The organism is Arthrobacter sp. BK1, from assembly GCF_056680055.1.
Genome location: NZ_CM155263.1, coordinates 2,544,092 through 2,557,764, shown reverse-complemented (window position 1 = coordinate 2,557,764; position 13,673 = coordinate 2,544,092). Strand labels below are relative to the sequence as shown.

The following is a 13,673-nucleotide window of genomic DNA, read 5'->3' as shown; positions in this document are numbered from 1 at the left end:
TTCCCCAGCGGACTTCCTGAGGGGGCACTGTTCATTCTCCGCCTGGGCGGTTTCCCGCGAAAGTCTCCTGCATTACGTATGTGTAAAAGTCGAAAAAGTGGGAACTAACCCTGCAAACCTCATGTCACGCAGGGAAGCCTTTTGGCGCACGACGACGGCGCTCCCCGCGTGTTTCCGGGGAACCCGCCGTCGTGCATTCCCAAAACGGTGCCGGGGGTGACACTATGCGGCGGGGGCCTGGCGCCGCCGAACTGCCGGGTCCTAGACCCGGGCCAGCCCGGCGGCCTGTGCGAGCAACTCCACGGAGCGCAGCCGCGCCTCGGTTCCGGTGCTCTGGTGCGCGACGATGAGTTCATCGGCATCCGAATGCTTCGCAAATTCGTCAAGGTACTCGATCACGGCGTCCGGGGTGCCGATGGCGGAGTACGTCATCATCTGCGAGACGTGCTGGCCCTGCGGGGAGTCAAGGATCATGTCCGCTTCGTCGTCGGTGAACTCGCGGCCGCCACCGAAGAACAGCGAGACGCGGGCGCGCTTGGTGGCTCGGAACGTTTCCTGCGCCTCAGACGCGGAATCCGCTGCGATCACGTTCACTCCGGCGATAACGTGCGGGGCGTCCAGTTGGGTTGAAGGCTTGAATTCGCGGCGGTACAGGGCCACGGCATCCTGCAGGGCGGTGGGGGCGAAGTGGGACGCGAACGCATAAGGGAGACCCAACTGGGCGGCCAGCCGGGCGCCGAACAATGAGGAGCCCAGGATGTACAGCGGAACGTTTGTGCCCTTGCCGGGAGTGGCCTCAACGCCCTGGATCCGGGTGGGGCCGGTGAGGTAGCCCTGCAGTTCCAGGACATCCTGCGGGAAGCTGTCGGCGGACATCGGATCCCGGCGCAAAGCGCGCAGGGTGTTCTGGTCGCTGCCGGGGGCGCGTCCCAGGCCGAGGTCGATCCGGCCGGGGTGGAGGGTTTCGAGGGTGCCGAACTGCTCGGCGATGGTCAGCGGCGAGTGGTTCGGCAGCATGATGCCGCCGGCGCCCAGCCTGATGGTGTTGGTGTGGGCCGCCACGTGGGCAATCAGCACACTGGTGGCCGAGGACGCGATGGAGGACATATTGTGGTGCTCCGCGTACCAGATGCGCCGGTAGCCCAGTTCTTCGGCCCGCTGCGCCATGGCCACACTGCCCGCGAAACTCTCCGCCGCCGTCTGGCCCTTACCAATGGTCGCCAGGTCAAGGATGGAGAGGGGAAGCGTCACGTCGGTGCCGGCCTTTCAATTCGTTGCGTAGTGGTGCGCCGGCCGGGTTCCGGCGGGCACATTGTGGACAACGACGGCGGCGCCCGGGTTATTTCTCCTGTGAGCTACGGAATACTCAGCATGCTGAGGGTGTTGCCGCCCTCATGAGCCAAGACGCGAACCATAAGGAACTGTCCGCAACTATTGACCTCAAGGATTTGGGAACCGTGCACCGCCTGGGCTTCGGTGCCATGCGCATCGTGGGCGACGGAGTGTGGGGTGAGCCCGCCGACAGGCAGGCCGCCATCGCAGTGGTGCGCCGCGCCGTCGAACTCGGCGTGGACTTCATTGACACCGCCGACTCGTACGGGCCCAACGTTAGCGAGGAAATCCTGGCCGAAGCCCTCCACCCCTACAAGGGCGGGCTGAAGATCGGCACGAAGGTCGGCTTCACCCGGACCGGCCCGCACCAGTGGGTCGCGGTGGGCCGGCCCGAATACCTGCGCCAGCAGACCGAGCTGAGCCTGCGGAAGCTGAAGGTGGATACGCTGGATCTGCTGCAGCTGCACCGGATCGATCCGAAGGTGGACGCGGAAGAGCAGTTCGGGGTGCTTCGTGAACTGCAGGACGAGGGCAAGGTCAAGGCCTTGGGCCTGTCCCAGGTCAGCGTGGCCGAGCTCGAGGCAGCCGGAAAACACTTCACCGTCTCCACCGTTCAGAACCGCTACAACCTGACCGACCGCAGCTCCGAGGACGTGCTGGATTACGCGGAGGCACATGGCATCGGCTTCATTCCGTGGGCCCCCATCTCGGCGGGCGAGCTGGCGCAGCCGGGCGGCCCGCTGGACGAAGCGGCGAAGCGACTGGGTGCCACCACCTCGCAGGTGGCCTTGGCGTGGCTGCTGCGCCGCTCCCCCGTCATGATGCCGATTCCGGGAACCGGATCCGTGAAGCACCTCGAAGAAAACATGGCAGCGGCCGGGGTCAGCCTCGATGACGCAACCTACGCCGACCTGGAGGAAGCGTCCAGCGCACTCGCCGAAGCCTAGGAACTGCAACCCGCACTTTTTCAGCCGCGTGAAACCGGCACTGACAGGAGACACAAACATGGCAAACATTCTGATGGTCGTATCGGCCGCTGACTCGCTCACCATGAAGGACGGCAGCGAGCATCCCACAGGTTTCTGGGCCGAGGAGCTTGTGGTTTCGCACCAGCTGCTGCAGGCGGCCGGACATACGGTCCACATCGCTACTCCCGGCGGAATGAAGCCGACCGTGGACCAGGTGAGCCTGGCAGCGGAATCGGCGGGCGGCGAGGAACGTGCGGACGGCTTCCGGGACTACCTTGTTTCGATCGACGCCGAGCTCTCCGCGCCTCTGGCCCTGACCGACGTCGACATCAACTCCTATGTCGCCGTAGTAATGCCTGGTGGGCACGGCCCCATGACGGACCTGTACAAGGACGCCGACCTCGGCCGCCTTCTCGTCGCGGCGGATAAGGCCGGGAAGGTCATCGCCCCGTTCTGTCACGGCCCCGCCGGGCTCCTGAGCGCAACGCTCGACGACGGTTCGTTCGCCTTCGCGGGGCGCCGCCTCACCGTTTTCACCAACGAGGAGGAGCTGACCGGCGGCACCGGAGAGAACACGCCTTGGCTGGTTGAGGATGCCCTGAAGGAGAAGGGAGCCGTCATCGAGAATGCGGCGGCCTGGAGCTCCAACGTGGTCCGCGACAGCAACCTCATCACCGGCCAGAACCCGCAGTCCAGCGAGGCCGTGGCGAAGGAAGTGGTGAAGGCCCTGGCTGCCTGATCGGTTCCTTGCACAGCAGAAGGGGAGGCCCGGCCGTATGGCCGGGCCTCCCCCGATTTACTGTTGTTCGTTCCTACTTGAGCTTGAACTTGGCGTTGATTGTGCTGCCATCGGGAGCCTTCATCGTGAGCTGGTAGCACGTGCCCGCTCCGGTGGGCGTCTTCCAGTTGTAGATGAACTGGCCGGCAGTGGCGTCGTAGCGGAGTGCTGTGCCGCCCGTTGCTACTGTCGTCTCGATCGCGTCGGTAAGCACGTTCGGCTCACAGACGACCGTGCCCATACTCATTTTCATGAGGCTGGCGTCAGTGATTTCGGTGTCGCCCACAAAAACTTCGAACTTGGCCGGAACGGTACTGCCACCCTTGACCGTGTTCACGATCCCACCCATGTCGATCGGCTGGTAGAAGCCCTTGAGCGTCCAGGCCTTCACCTCGTAGGTCTGGTAAGCCACGGCGGTGTTGCCCGCCTTATCAGTAGCCGTTGCAGTCAGGGTGTGAGTGCCGACCGTTGTCTCGTAGTTACTGACAACACAGCTTTCCGGCCCAGACAGGAGGTCCGAAGCGGTGCAGGATGGCTCTGCCGGGGTGGAACCGAAGTAGCTATCCGCCAAGACAGAATCGAAGGCAGCCGTCGGCGGGGTTAGGTCGATCTTGAAAGCGTCCGATTTCGCAGTCCTCGTGTTGCCTGCCATATCTTCGAAGACGGGACTGTCAACCACCACAGAGCCTTCTCCTGTCGAGGTGGCCGTCAGCGTTGCCGGTGAGGCCAGTCCCGAGATCAGGTCGCTTCCGGCGAACGTGGCCTCGACATTGGTGTTGTACCAACCGTTTGCGTTGGGAGACGCGGGGCTGACACTGACGTATGAGACGTCGGGAGCAGTCCAGTCAATATCGAAGGACTGGCTTGCAGCGCCGACCTCGGAGGAATTCCCAGCGATGTCAATAAATGCGGGACTCGCGACGGATACGCCGGCTCCTTGGCCCTCGGAGGTCGCCGAGTCCGTGTCCTTAGTCAGTCCGGAGGTTGCGTCGGTGGCGGTGAAGAAAGCCTCCACGTTCGAGGTGTACCACCCGTTCTTGCCCAAGGTGCCGGTTGCACCGTCGGCGTTACTGACGATAGGTGCGGAGCCATCCTTCTTGATGGGCGCCGTCTCCCAAGTAGCGATACCGCCGCTGCTGGTGGCGGAGCATGAGTAGGTCGTTGCAACCTGATCTGCTTCGATGAGCTCGTCCACACAGTTCTCCCGATTAACCGTGGAAGGCGAATCTGCGTCGGTGACGATCCACGTCAGCTGGACTGCGCTCTTGTACCAGCCTTCGAGCCCGTTCGGATTAGCGGGGCTAAGGGTGTAGCTGATCTGCGGCGCCGTGGCGTCGACGATGTTGTACGTGACCGAACTCTTGATATAGAGGCCACCGGCGTCCGTGTATTCACAGGACGCCTCCTGGGAGCCGACGCCATAGAGGGCATCCGGGCCAGTTATGGCGCTGAGGGTTATGGGGCGAGCGATGGTCCCGTCTTCAGCGTCGGTCGCGGTGCAAACGGCAGCGGGGACGGAACCCTTTTTGTAGTCCTGGCCCCCTGCAACACCGGTAATCGAAAGGCTTGGCGCAGTGTTTGACGGCCCGGGACCAGGAGCGGGAAGCGTGACATTAACCGTGAAATTTACGGGAGTAAGGTCAAAAACTTCGCCCGTGGTGTTGCTTGTCTGAGTGGCGTACACAGAAGCCGTTCCAACACCAACTGGTTTCACAGCCACCAGCTGCACATCGCCACAGGAATCGAAAGTAGCGGAGGTAGGCGAGATGGTCGCCACGGCGGTGTTGCTGGACGCCAGACTCAGAGTAATGACCTCTTTGCTGCCGGTGATGTTGCAGCCATTACTTCCGTCTGCCTTGACCTTCACGACGTACAGAGTTGTAGTGCCGTCCGATCCCCCGAGTGTCAGCGGCATGACCTCTGCAGCGGTGTCGGCAACTGCGTCCAGGTCATTCGAAATCGCATCCGCGTAAGCCACCCCCGCACTCGCCAGAAGCAGGCTCCCCGCAGCCAGCGCAGCCAACGCTTTGAACCCTGCACGCCGGGGCTGTTTCCTGCCCGGTCCCGCGCCCGCACTTACCTCTGAAAGCCTCATAAAAATGCCCTCCCTCATGGCACTGCGGCCGCCGTGGACGCAACGTTGTTTCACCGTAGGCGGCGGGCCCAAGGGGGCACACGCGTAATGGGCACCTGTCTTTTTTGCGCGAGTACTCATATTCGTACGCGCCACTAGTAGCACTACGTGGTTTGTGACCGCCCCTGACGCCCGGTTAACCGCCGTTACTCCCGGTATCGCACCGTTTCGGCGGCCTTTGATCCCGTGCCTGCACTCCCGGATAGTTGCTGCCACAAGCACAAAATCACGAACTTCCAAGGGGAAATCATGGCCACATTCAGGACAAAACCGGCGCTCGGAGCAGCTCTCGCGGTGACCTCGCTGCTGGCGCTTGCCGCCTGCTCGGACCCGGGCGCCACAGCGGCGTCAGCACCGTCGTCGGGCTCCGCCACCACGGCGGGCAAAACGTTCAACCTGGCCCCTGAACAGGACCGCATCACGGTGGACGTCGATGCAGAAGCGGCCGCGCTGGTCCCCGACGCCATCAAGGCGGACGGCAAACTGACCGTGGTCACCACGGGCGGCTCCGCCCCGCTGACGCTGTTCGCGACGGACAACAAGACGCTCATCGGCAGCGAAGTGGACATTGCCTACGCGGTGGGCGGGTCGCTGGGGCTCGAGGTCGAAGTCCTTCCCGTCGCCTGGGCGGACTGGCCCCTGGGCGTCGAGTCGGGCAAATACGAGGCAGTGCTCTCCAACGTGACCGTCACCGAAGCGCGCAAGGAGAAGTTCGACTTCGCCACGTACCGCAATGACCTCCTCGGCTTCTACGCCAAGTCCGACTCCACCATCGGCGACATCAAGGAAGCCAAGGACGTTGCCGGCAAGCGCATCATCGTGGGTTCCGGCACCAACCAGGAAGCGATCCTGGTCCGCTGGGACGAGGAGAACAAGGCGAAGGGGCTCGAGCCGGTGGCCTTCCAGTATTACGACGACGACTCCGCCTCGACCCTGGCACTCCAGTCGGGCCGTGCGGACCTGACGTTCGGCCCGAACGCCTCGGCCGCCTATAAGGCCGCGAAGGACGGCAAAACCAAGGAAGTGGGCACGCTGAACGGCGGCTGGCCACTGACCGCTGAGATCGCCTTCACCACCCAGAAGGGCAACGGCCTCGCTGTTGCAGCCCAGGCGGCCCTCAACCAGCTGATCGAGGACGGCGACTACGCCAGGATCCTGGACCGCTGGGGGCTCTCTTCGGAAGCCATCCAGAAGTCCGAACTGAACCCGGCGGGCCTGCCCAAGAAGTAAGCGGACCTGCCGACGAATGGATCCCCGCACTGCAGCAGCGGTGCGGGGATCCGCCGTTGACCACATGTGGCGGCGTGAGTACGCTGGGCCAACTATCCCCTTGCCGTGGATCGTGGAGGCAGCAGTGGGCGGCAATGCCAAAAGCAGCACAGACTACGAATTTCTGACCGTCTGGCGCGTGACCGGGACCCCGCGCGAGGTGATGGACATTCTGGGTGATGCCGGGGCGCTGGCCCGCTGGTGGCCCTCGGTGTATTTGACGGTTGCGCCTCTGGACCCAGGCACCACGGATGAGAGCGCAAAGACGTTCCTCCTCCACACCAAGGGCTGGCTGCCGTACACCCTGAAGTGGCGGCTCACAGTCACCGAGCCCATCACGGAAAAGGGACTTGCACTGTCCGCCCAGGGTGACCTCAACGGCACCGGACGCTGGACCTTCGAACAGGACGGGCCGGAAACCGTTGTCACCTATGACTGGCGGGTCAGCGCCGCCAAACCGCTGCTGCGTCGGCTCAGCTGGCTGCTCAGGCCCGCCTTTTCCGCGAACCATCGGTGGGCGATGGCCCGCGGGCAGGAAGCCCTCGCCCTGGAATTACGACGACGGCGGCCCGGCGCGGATCTTTCCAATATCCCCTGGCCTGCGCCGCCCACATTTGTCAGCCGGTACCCCTGGCCACGGATAACAACCCACACCTGACAGGACCCTAGAGCCGCTGCTCCCACACCGTCAGCTGCAACCTGACGCCGCCAACTGAAGGGTCGACGGCGGCACTCACCGAAGTGCCGCCGTCGAACACTCCACCGAAGCTGCGGCGCGCGGCCATGAACCAGCTCCGAAGCCACCCGCCGAAGGGGACCGCGCTCATGACGCGCGGACCGCCCCGGCAGGTTCGTCAGCAAAACGCACCGGCGTGTCCAGCCCGAGGTTTTCCCGCAGCGTGCTGCCCGCGTACTCGGTGGGGTAAACACCACGCTGCTGCAGTTCCGGCACCAGATGGTTCACGATGTCGTCGAGGCCGGTGGGTATCAGCCAGGGCGAGATGTTGAACCCGTCCACGGCGCCCACCCGGGCGTACTCCGCCAACCGGTCCGCCACCGCCGTGTATGAACCGGTGAAGGTGGCGTCAATACGCGCCGTCTTCGAGGAAACGAACTGGCGGATGGACAGGCCTTTGTCCTTGGCCTCCGCCCGCCACTGGTCTGCCAGTTGGCGGGCCTTCGCGCCGTGAAAACCGCTGCCGCGGGTCTCGGAGGTCTCCTCCACGACGGGGTCAATCTCCGGCAGCGGGCCGTCAGGATCGTATTCCGACAGTTCGCGGCCCCAGAACTGCTCCAGGTACGCCACCGCCTGCTGCGGCCCGATCTGCAGGCTCCGCACCCACTCCTTCTTCTCCCGGGCCTCGGCATCCGTGGGCGCGAGGATGAACTCGCTTGCCGGCATGATCTGCACGGCATTGGCGCCGCGGCCGGCCGCCAGCGAACGCTCCACGAGGTCCTTGCGGAACTCCACGGCATCGTCGAACTTGGGGTGTGCAGAGAAGATGACGTCCGCCTGGCGTGCCGCAAAGTTGCGGCCCTCCGGGGAATCGCCGGCCTGGAAAAGCACCGGCCGGTACTGCGCGCTGCGGGGCAGTCGCGGCGTCACATCCACCGTGTAATGCTGGCCCTCATGGAGCACGCGGCGGGCGGGCCCCTGCGCCGTGTCCCAGGAGTCCCAGATCCGCTTGGCAGTTTCCACAAACGCTTCGGCGTGCTTGTAACGGTCTGCGTGGTCCAGGTATCCCCCGCGGCGGAAGTTCGCCCCGGTCCAGGCGTTGTCCGTGGTCACGATGTTCCACGCGGCGCGGCCGCCCGAAATCAGGTCAAGGGACGCGAGCCGGTGCGCGAGGTCCGCGGGATCGTTGTAGGTGGTGTTCTGGGTGGCCACCAGCCCGATGTTTTTGGTCACCGACGCCAGGGCGGCCAGCATCGTCTGGGCGTCCGGACGGCCCACCACGTCCAAGGCATGCGGGCGGCCCAGGTGTTCACGCAGGCGAAGTCCCTCGCCCAGGAAGAAGGCGGCGAACAGGCCGCGCTCGGCGGTCTGCGCGATGCGGCGGAACGACTCAAAGTCGGTCTGGGAGCCGGATTCGGCCGCCTTCCAGATGGTGCCGGAGTTGACTCCCTGGAAGAAGATGCCGAACTGGATCTTGCCCGAGGGTGTAAAGACCTCGGATTTAGCACGGTTGTGCTGAGTCATGGTTTTTCCCCTTATTTTCCGGCGCCGACGGCGGCGGCTGCGTAGCGGCTGGCCGGGCGTGTCAGCCCCAGCAGGTCACGGAAGGTGCCGTCCTGGACGGGCGGCCGAAGCGCGCCCCTGCGCCGAAGCTCCGGCAGCACCAGCCGGGAAAGTTCGTCCAGCTCCACGGCGAGCGACGCCGGGTGCAGGCGGACGCCGTCGGCCTCTGCCAGAAGCTCCGTGAGGAGGTCCGTGAGGCCTGCTGCGCTTCCCGCGTACCGCGCACGGCCGCCTTCGGACCCGGCCGAACGCTCAGCCGCAGCCTGCCCTCGGGAGTCAAGGACGACGTCGAGCTCGGCGATCACTGCCACAGTCGCCCCAATCCGGGCACGCACATCGCGCACCTCGGCGGCAAGCAGTTCCGGCGTCGGCGCGGTGACCAGCACAGCGTCAACGGCGTCGGCCGGCACCTGGCCGCTGCCCACCAGCGACGCCGCGGCGATCACAGGCAGCTGACCCTGCAGCGGCCTCGGAATGATGGATGGACCCTTCACCGAGTACGCTGGCCCGGCAAATTCTGCAGGCGTTTCGAAGTCCGCGTAGTGCAGTTTGTCCACGTCGAGGTAGCGGCCCGTGGCGACGTCGCGGATCACGGCATCGTCCTCCCAGGAATCCCACAGCCTGCGGGACACCTCGATGGACGCCGCGGCTTCCTGCGCCACTGCGGTGCCGCTCACGGCGGAACGTCCGACGGCGGCAGCCGCCTCAGGTGATTCCGCTGCGGTGACGATCCACCCGGCACGGCCGCCGGAGACATAATCCAGGCTTGCCAGCTGGGTGGAGACGTGGAACGGCTCCGTGTAGACGGTATCCACTTCGGGTACCAGGGCGATGCTGCGCGTCACCGGCCCTGCGAAGGCCGCGCGCTGCAGCGCGTTGACCCGGCCGGGAACCGGCGCGTCGGAGAAAGTGGCGGCGTGGAAGCCCGCGGATTCAGCGGCGAGGACGGCTTCGGCGAGGCTCGCGAAATCCCCGCCATCCCAGCCGGCGCCGTCGAGCCCGATGGCTAAGAACCCTACCTTGGACGATGCTGCTGTGCTCACTGCTGGTCCTGACGTTCGTAGGGGATCTTTTCGCCGGCTTCAATGGCCACCGGCAGCCGGTTTTCGGCCGGCGGCAGCGGGCAGGTGGCGAGGTCCGTGTAGGCGCACGGCAGGTTCACCGCCCGGTTGAAATCGAGCTCCACGGAACCGTCCGCCGCGGGCACCACCGACAGCGAGCGGTTGGCCGCATAGGTGGTCTTGCCGGAGGTCTGGTCCGTGAACAGCACGGACAGCGAGCCCGGGGCGTGCCCGTTGAACGCGGTCAGCGCCAGTTCCTGGCCCGCCAGCTTGAAGCGGATCTCGCCCGGCGCCTCGTAGACGTGCTGGATGCCTTCGACGGCGGCACCCACTGTGGTGGGCCGCGGCGCCTCGAAGGACACATAGGTTCCACGGACGGCGTACGCCGCATCCGGCGAGTAGGCCGGTGTGCCCTGGTATTCGCGCAGCAGACCGTTCTCCGGATTCCGTGGCCGCACAATGTACTCGCCGCCGCGCTTGGCCACTTCAATGACCGTCTCCCCGGACACCAGGTTGATGCCGCCACGCTCCTCAATCGGGCCGAATTCGAGAGCTGCCCCGGCGGCAGTGTTCAGTTCCTGCCCGTCACGTTGCAGGCTTTCGGCCGGCTCGAGGACTACGCTGACGACGTCGGCCTCCGCGCTCCAGGTGCCCGGGGCACCTTCCAGCCGGGTGGCTTCGCTGCCCAGCCAGTGCAGGTGGGTCACGGCCAGGAAGCCGTGCGGGTGCGCACGGTGGCGTTCGTGTGCAGCGTGCCATTCCTGCCAATCGGCCTCGAAGGATGCGAGGGCGGTTTGAGTATGTAGTGCGTTCATGATGCCTTTCCGGAAGGAGCGGCGGTGGCAGCAGCCTGGGCGGCCGCGAAGGATTCCTCGGTGATGGTCTTGGATTCCGGCAGCGCCTCCTCCGAAAGTCCCCAGCGTTCCAGGACTTCGGCGTAGGAACCGTCCTGGATGGCGGAGTTCAGCGCCTCACTGAGGACGGGAGCCAGGCCGTTGCCGCGCAGGGTGGTGGCGGCCACGAGTGTCTCGGAAGGCCAGCCCGCGTTCACCTTGCCCACCACTTTCAGGTCATCGCGGGTGTTCTCCCGGTACACGGTGGACGGGTAGGGGGCTATGTTGAGGTCGGTCCGGCCGGAGGAGAGCGCCAGGATGGTGTCCGCATCGGTGGAGTAGTACTGCAGGACGGCCGGAGCCTTGCCCTTGCCTTCGAGTTCCTTGTTCCAGGCCAGCAGGATCTTCTCCTGGTTGGTCCCTGAGCCCACGGAAACCTTCAGCCCGGAGATGTCATCCGCGCCCTTGATGTCATAGGCGGCGGACTTTTTGGCCTCGAAGCCCATGTACGCCGCGCGGTAGGTGGCGAAGTCGAACAGCTTCACGCGGTCCTTGTTGACTCCCACGTTGGAGAACACCGCCTCGAAATCGCCGGACTGGGTCTTCAGCGGCCAGTTCTCCCACGAGGTGATCTGGATGTCCAGTTCCAGCCCCAGCTTGTCCGCCACGAGCTGGGCGAGGTCCAGTTCCACACCGATCGGCGTCTTGTCGTCGGTGGCGTGGAAGGTCAGCGGAATGGAACCTGCCGTGGTGGCCACGGTGAGCTTGCCGTCCTTGCCGATCAGCTCCGGGACTGTGGCGGCGAGCGCCGCGTCCTTCTCTGCCCGGATGCGCTGCTGGTCCGGTGCGGTGTTGTAAACCACGCCGTTGCGTGCCGCCGTCGCAGTTGCACTGCTTCCGGACGCTGAGGCTCCCGGGTCTGCGCAGGCGGACAGTGCGGCCGTTCCCAGAAGTACGACGGCGGGCAGCGCCGCCAGTGGGCGCATGCGGCTGTGAGGGCTTGTGAAAGAGGTCACGGGGAGTTCCTTTAGATGTTGAAAGCCGGTTCGAGCATCTTGGAGAAGAAGCTCCGGGTGCGTGGTTCCTGGGGGTTGGTGAAGAGTTCCTGGGGGCTGCCCTGTTCCACGATCTGGCCCTCGTCCATGAACACCACGGTGTCCGCCACATCGCGGGCGAACCCCATCTCGTGGGTGACGATGATCAGGGTGGTGCCGGACTTAGCCAGTTCGCGGATGACATCCAGCACCTCGTTGACCAGTTCCGGGTCAAGGGCGGAGGTTGGCTCGTCGAACAGCAGGATCTTGGGGTCCAGGGCCAGTGCGCGGGCAATCGCCACACGCTGCTGCTGGCCGCCGGAGAGCTGGCGGGGGTAGGCGCCGGCCCGGTCCTTCAGGCCCACCCGGTCCAGGAGTTCAAGCCCGCGGCGGCGGGCTTCCTCCTTGGAACGCCCCTGCGCGACGACGGGCGCCTCGGTGACGTTCTCCAGGGCGGTCAGGTGCGGGAACAGGTTGAAGTTCTGGAAGACCATGCCGATTTCGGTGCGCTGCTTCAGGATGTCCTTCTCGCGCAGCTCGTGCAGGCGCCGGCCCCGGACTTCATAGCCCACCAGCGTCCCGTCGATGGCGATGTGGCCGCCGTCGACCTTTTCCAGGTGGTTGATGGTGCGCAGCAGCGTGGATTTTCCCGAGCCGGACGGTCCCACGATGACGGCCACTCCCCCGGGTTCAACGGTCAGGGTGATGCCTTTGAGGACTTCGGTGGTTCCGAACGATTTGCGGACCTTCGTGATTTCCACCAGGCCACGGGTGGCTTCCGGGGCGGTGGCAGTTTCCGGGCGGCTCTGGGTGGCGGTGCTCATCGCGGGCTCCTTGCGCGGTTGGGTGCCACGGCGTGGGTGGCGAAGAATTTCCGGGCCTTCTGCAGCGGTGTCAGCGGAAGGCTGCGCACAGCGCCCCTGGAGTAGTGCCGTTCGATGTAGTACTGGAAGACGCTGAGCACCGAGGTGATCACCACGTACCAGAGCGTGGCCACCAGGAGCAGCGGGAGTACCTGCTGGGTGCGGTTGTAGATGACCTGGACGGTGTAGAACAGCTCCGAATAGGCCAGGACGTACACGATCGAGGTGCCCTTGACCAGCCCGATGATCTCGTTGAAGGCCGTGGGCAGGATGGCGCGCATGGCCTGCGGCAGGATGATCCGGGTGGACCGGCGCCAGGCCGGAATGCCCAGCGCGGCTGCCGCCTCGAGCTGCCCCTGGTCAACGGAGAGGATGCCGCCGCGGATGATTTCGGCAGAGTAGGCCGCCTGATTCAACGTCAGGCCGAGCACCGCCGCAGCGAACTGGCTGATCAGGGTGGTGGTCTGGACCTCGAAGAACCGGACGTCCGTGAACGGGATCCCCAGGCTGATCTTCTCGTAGAGGTAACCCAGGTTGTACCAAAGGAGCATCTGGACCAGCAGCGGAGTGGACCGGAAGATCCACGAGAAGGTCCAGGACACGGAGACCAGCAGCGGCGAGGCGGAGAGCCGCATCAGGGCGAGAATGAAGCCCAGGACGAACCCGAGGATGCCGGAGATGGCGGTCAGTTTCAAGGTTTCCAGGAGCCCGATGACCACGGACTGCGCGGTGAACCACTGTGCCACAACGCCCCACTCCCACCGCGGGTTGGTGGCGAGCGACCATGCGATGCCGAAGACGCCCAGGGCCACCACGGCAGTTCCCACCCAGCGCCATGGATGCTTTGCGCCCACCAGCGGGAAGCCGGAGTAGTCGGTGGCCGGCTGGCGGGGTCCGGAGCCGGGTCCGGACGGGCCGGATGTCCCCGCCCCGGCGGCTCCCGCCGCAGTCGTTGCCGGATCGGCTGCCGTCTGTTCGGTGGCCGGCTGTCCGGTGGCCGGCCCTGCTGCTTTTGCTGGCTCTGCCGGCTGGGCCACTTTGGTTACTGCTGAACTCATGCGCCACCTCGCTTCTTCACTGGCTGTTTGGGTATCCGGTCGCCGGAACCTGTTGGTCCGGGTGCTGGCTGCAAATCTAGGGCGGTGCGGAAAGGGGCAGCAAG

Annotated in this window: 13 protein-coding genes; 4 read left to right on the top strand and 9 right to left on the bottom strand. The window is 65.3% G+C overall.

Annotation, left to right across the window (positions count from 1 at the left end; translation table 11 throughout):
• Positions 1 to 261: 261 nt before the first annotated feature.
• On the bottom strand, positions 262 to 1,251 hold the full coding sequence (locus tag AC1MCA_RS11585) for an LLM class flavin-dependent oxidoreductase (protein ID WP_479797171.1): 990 nt from the start codon (positions 1,249 to 1,251) through the stop codon (positions 262 to 264).
• Between the two features lie 143 nt (positions 1,252 to 1,394).
• Between AC1MCA_RS11585 and AC1MCA_RS11580 the strand changes: the two genes are divergently transcribed.
• Complete coding sequence (locus AC1MCA_RS11580) at positions 1,395 to 2,279, top strand: aldo/keto reductase (RefSeq protein WP_479797168.1); 885 nt, start codon at positions 1,395 to 1,397, stop codon at positions 2,277 to 2,279.
• Between the two features lie 58 nt (positions 2,280 to 2,337).
• A complete protein-coding gene (locus tag AC1MCA_RS11575) occupies positions 2,338 to 3,039 on the top strand; it encodes a type 1 glutamine amidotransferase domain-containing protein (protein WP_479797164.1) in 702 nt (233 codons plus the stop codon).
• 73 nt (positions 3,040 to 3,112) lie between these two features.
• On the opposite strand, the gene AC1MCA_RS11570 is transcribed toward AC1MCA_RS11575, so the two are convergent.
• Complete coding sequence (locus tag AC1MCA_RS11570) at positions 3,113 to 5,173, bottom strand: PxKF domain-containing protein (protein ID WP_479797162.1); 2,061 nt, start codon at positions 5,171 to 5,173, stop codon at positions 3,113 to 3,115.
• Positions 5,174 to 5,461: 288 nt separating this feature from the next.
• Between AC1MCA_RS11570 and AC1MCA_RS11565 the strand changes: the two genes are divergently transcribed.
• Positions 5,462 to 6,442, top strand: coding sequence for an ABC transporter substrate-binding protein (locus tag AC1MCA_RS11565; protein WP_479797160.1), 981 nt, complete (start codon positions 5,462 to 5,464; stop codon positions 6,440 to 6,442).
• A 124-nt stretch (positions 6,443 to 6,566) separates the two neighbouring features.
• Positions 6,567 to 7,139, top strand: a complete 573-nt coding sequence (locus tag AC1MCA_RS11560; RefSeq protein ID WP_479803366.1) for an SRPBCC family protein — start codon at positions 6,567 to 6,569, stop codon at positions 7,137 to 7,139.
• A 7-nt stretch (positions 7,140 to 7,146) separates the two neighbouring features.
• Here the strand turns inward: AC1MCA_RS11560 and AC1MCA_RS11555 are convergent, their stop codons facing one another.
• The 7 genes from AC1MCA_RS11555 to AC1MCA_RS11525 are packed head-to-tail and all read right to left on the bottom strand — an operon-like array spanning position 7,147 to position 13,569.
• On the bottom strand, positions 7,147 to 7,308 hold the full coding sequence (locus tag AC1MCA_RS11555; protein ID WP_479797157.1) for a hypothetical protein: 162 nt from the start codon (positions 7,306 to 7,308) through the stop codon (positions 7,147 to 7,149).
• A complete protein-coding gene (locus AC1MCA_RS11550) occupies positions 7,305 to 8,681 on the bottom strand; it encodes an NtaA/DmoA family FMN-dependent monooxygenase (RefSeq protein ID WP_479797155.1) in 1,377 nt (458 codons plus the stop codon). Before AC1MCA_RS11550 ends, AC1MCA_RS11555 begins: the two co-directional genes overlap by 4 nt.
• Positions 8,682 to 8,692: 11 nt before the next feature.
• On the bottom strand, positions 8,693 to 9,763 hold the full coding sequence (locus tag AC1MCA_RS11545) for an LLM class flavin-dependent oxidoreductase (RefSeq protein ID WP_479797153.1): 1,071 nt from the start codon (positions 9,761 to 9,763) through the stop codon (positions 8,693 to 8,695).
• Positions 9,760 to 10,596: a DUF1684 domain-containing protein gene (locus tag AC1MCA_RS11540; RefSeq protein ID WP_479797151.1), complete on the bottom strand. Its 837-nt coding sequence runs from the start codon at positions 10,594 to 10,596 to the stop codon at positions 9,760 to 9,762. The genes AC1MCA_RS11545 and AC1MCA_RS11540 overlap by 4 nt, the downstream gene beginning before the upstream one ends.
• Entirely contained in the window at positions 10,593 to 11,600 is a 1,008-nt protein-coding gene (locus AC1MCA_RS11535; protein WP_479803365.1) for a transporter substrate-binding domain-containing protein, read from the bottom strand. Before AC1MCA_RS11535 ends, AC1MCA_RS11540 begins: the two co-directional genes overlap by 4 nt.
• Positions 11,601 to 11,641: 41 nt before the next feature.
• On the bottom strand, positions 11,642 to 12,472 hold the full coding sequence (locus tag AC1MCA_RS11530; RefSeq protein ID WP_479797149.1) for an amino acid ABC transporter ATP-binding protein: 831 nt from the start codon (positions 12,470 to 12,472) through the stop codon (positions 11,642 to 11,644).
• Positions 12,469 to 13,569 carry an amino acid ABC transporter permease gene (locus AC1MCA_RS11525; RefSeq protein WP_479797147.1) on the bottom strand — a complete coding sequence of 367 codons (1,101 nt, stop codon included), beginning with the start codon at positions 13,567 to 13,569 and terminating at the stop codon, positions 12,469 to 12,471. Before AC1MCA_RS11525 ends, AC1MCA_RS11530 begins: the two co-directional genes overlap by 4 nt.
• Between the last annotated feature and the right edge of the window lie 104 nt (positions 13,570 to 13,673).

What these genes read in the sequence shown, in the direction of transcription:
- AC1MCA_RS11580 (WP_479797168.1), top strand. Translation starts at nt 1,395, where the DNA reads ATGAGCCAAGACGCGAACCATAAGGAACTGTCCGCAACTATTGACCTC.
- AC1MCA_RS11575 (WP_479797164.1), top strand. Translation starts at nt 2,338, where the DNA reads ATGGCAAACATTCTGATGGTCGTATCGGCCGCTGACTCGCTCACCATG.
- AC1MCA_RS11570 (WP_479797162.1), bottom strand. Translation starts at nt 5,173, where the DNA reads ATGAGGCTTTCAGAGGTAAGTGCGGGCGCGGGACCGGGCAGGAAACAG.
- AC1MCA_RS11565 (WP_479797160.1), top strand. Translation starts at nt 5,462, where the DNA reads ATGGCCACATTCAGGACAAAACCGGCGCTCGGAGCAGCTCTCGCGGTG.
- AC1MCA_RS11555 (WP_479797157.1), bottom strand. Translation starts at nt 7,308, where the DNA reads ATGAGCGCGGTCCCCTTCGGCGGGTGGCTTCGGAGCTGGTTCATGGCC.
- AC1MCA_RS11550 (WP_479797155.1), bottom strand. Translation starts at nt 8,681, where the DNA reads ATGACTCAGCACAACCGTGCTAAATCCGAGGTCTTTACACCCTCGGGC.
- AC1MCA_RS11540 (WP_479797151.1), bottom strand. Translation starts at nt 10,596, where the DNA reads ATGAACGCACTACATACTCAAACCGCCCTCGCATCCTTCGAGGCCGAT.
- AC1MCA_RS11535 (WP_479803365.1), bottom strand. Translation starts at nt 11,600, where the DNA reads ATGCGCCCACTGGCGGCGCTGCCCGCCGTCGTACTTCTGGGAACGGCC.
- AC1MCA_RS11530 (WP_479797149.1), bottom strand. Translation starts at nt 12,472, where the DNA reads ATGAGCACCGCCACCCAGAGCCGCCCGGAAACTGCCACCGCCCCGGAA.
- AC1MCA_RS11525 (WP_479797147.1), bottom strand. Translation starts at nt 13,569, where the DNA reads ATGAGTTCAGCAGTAACCAAAGTGGCCCAGCCGGCAGAGCCAGCAAAA.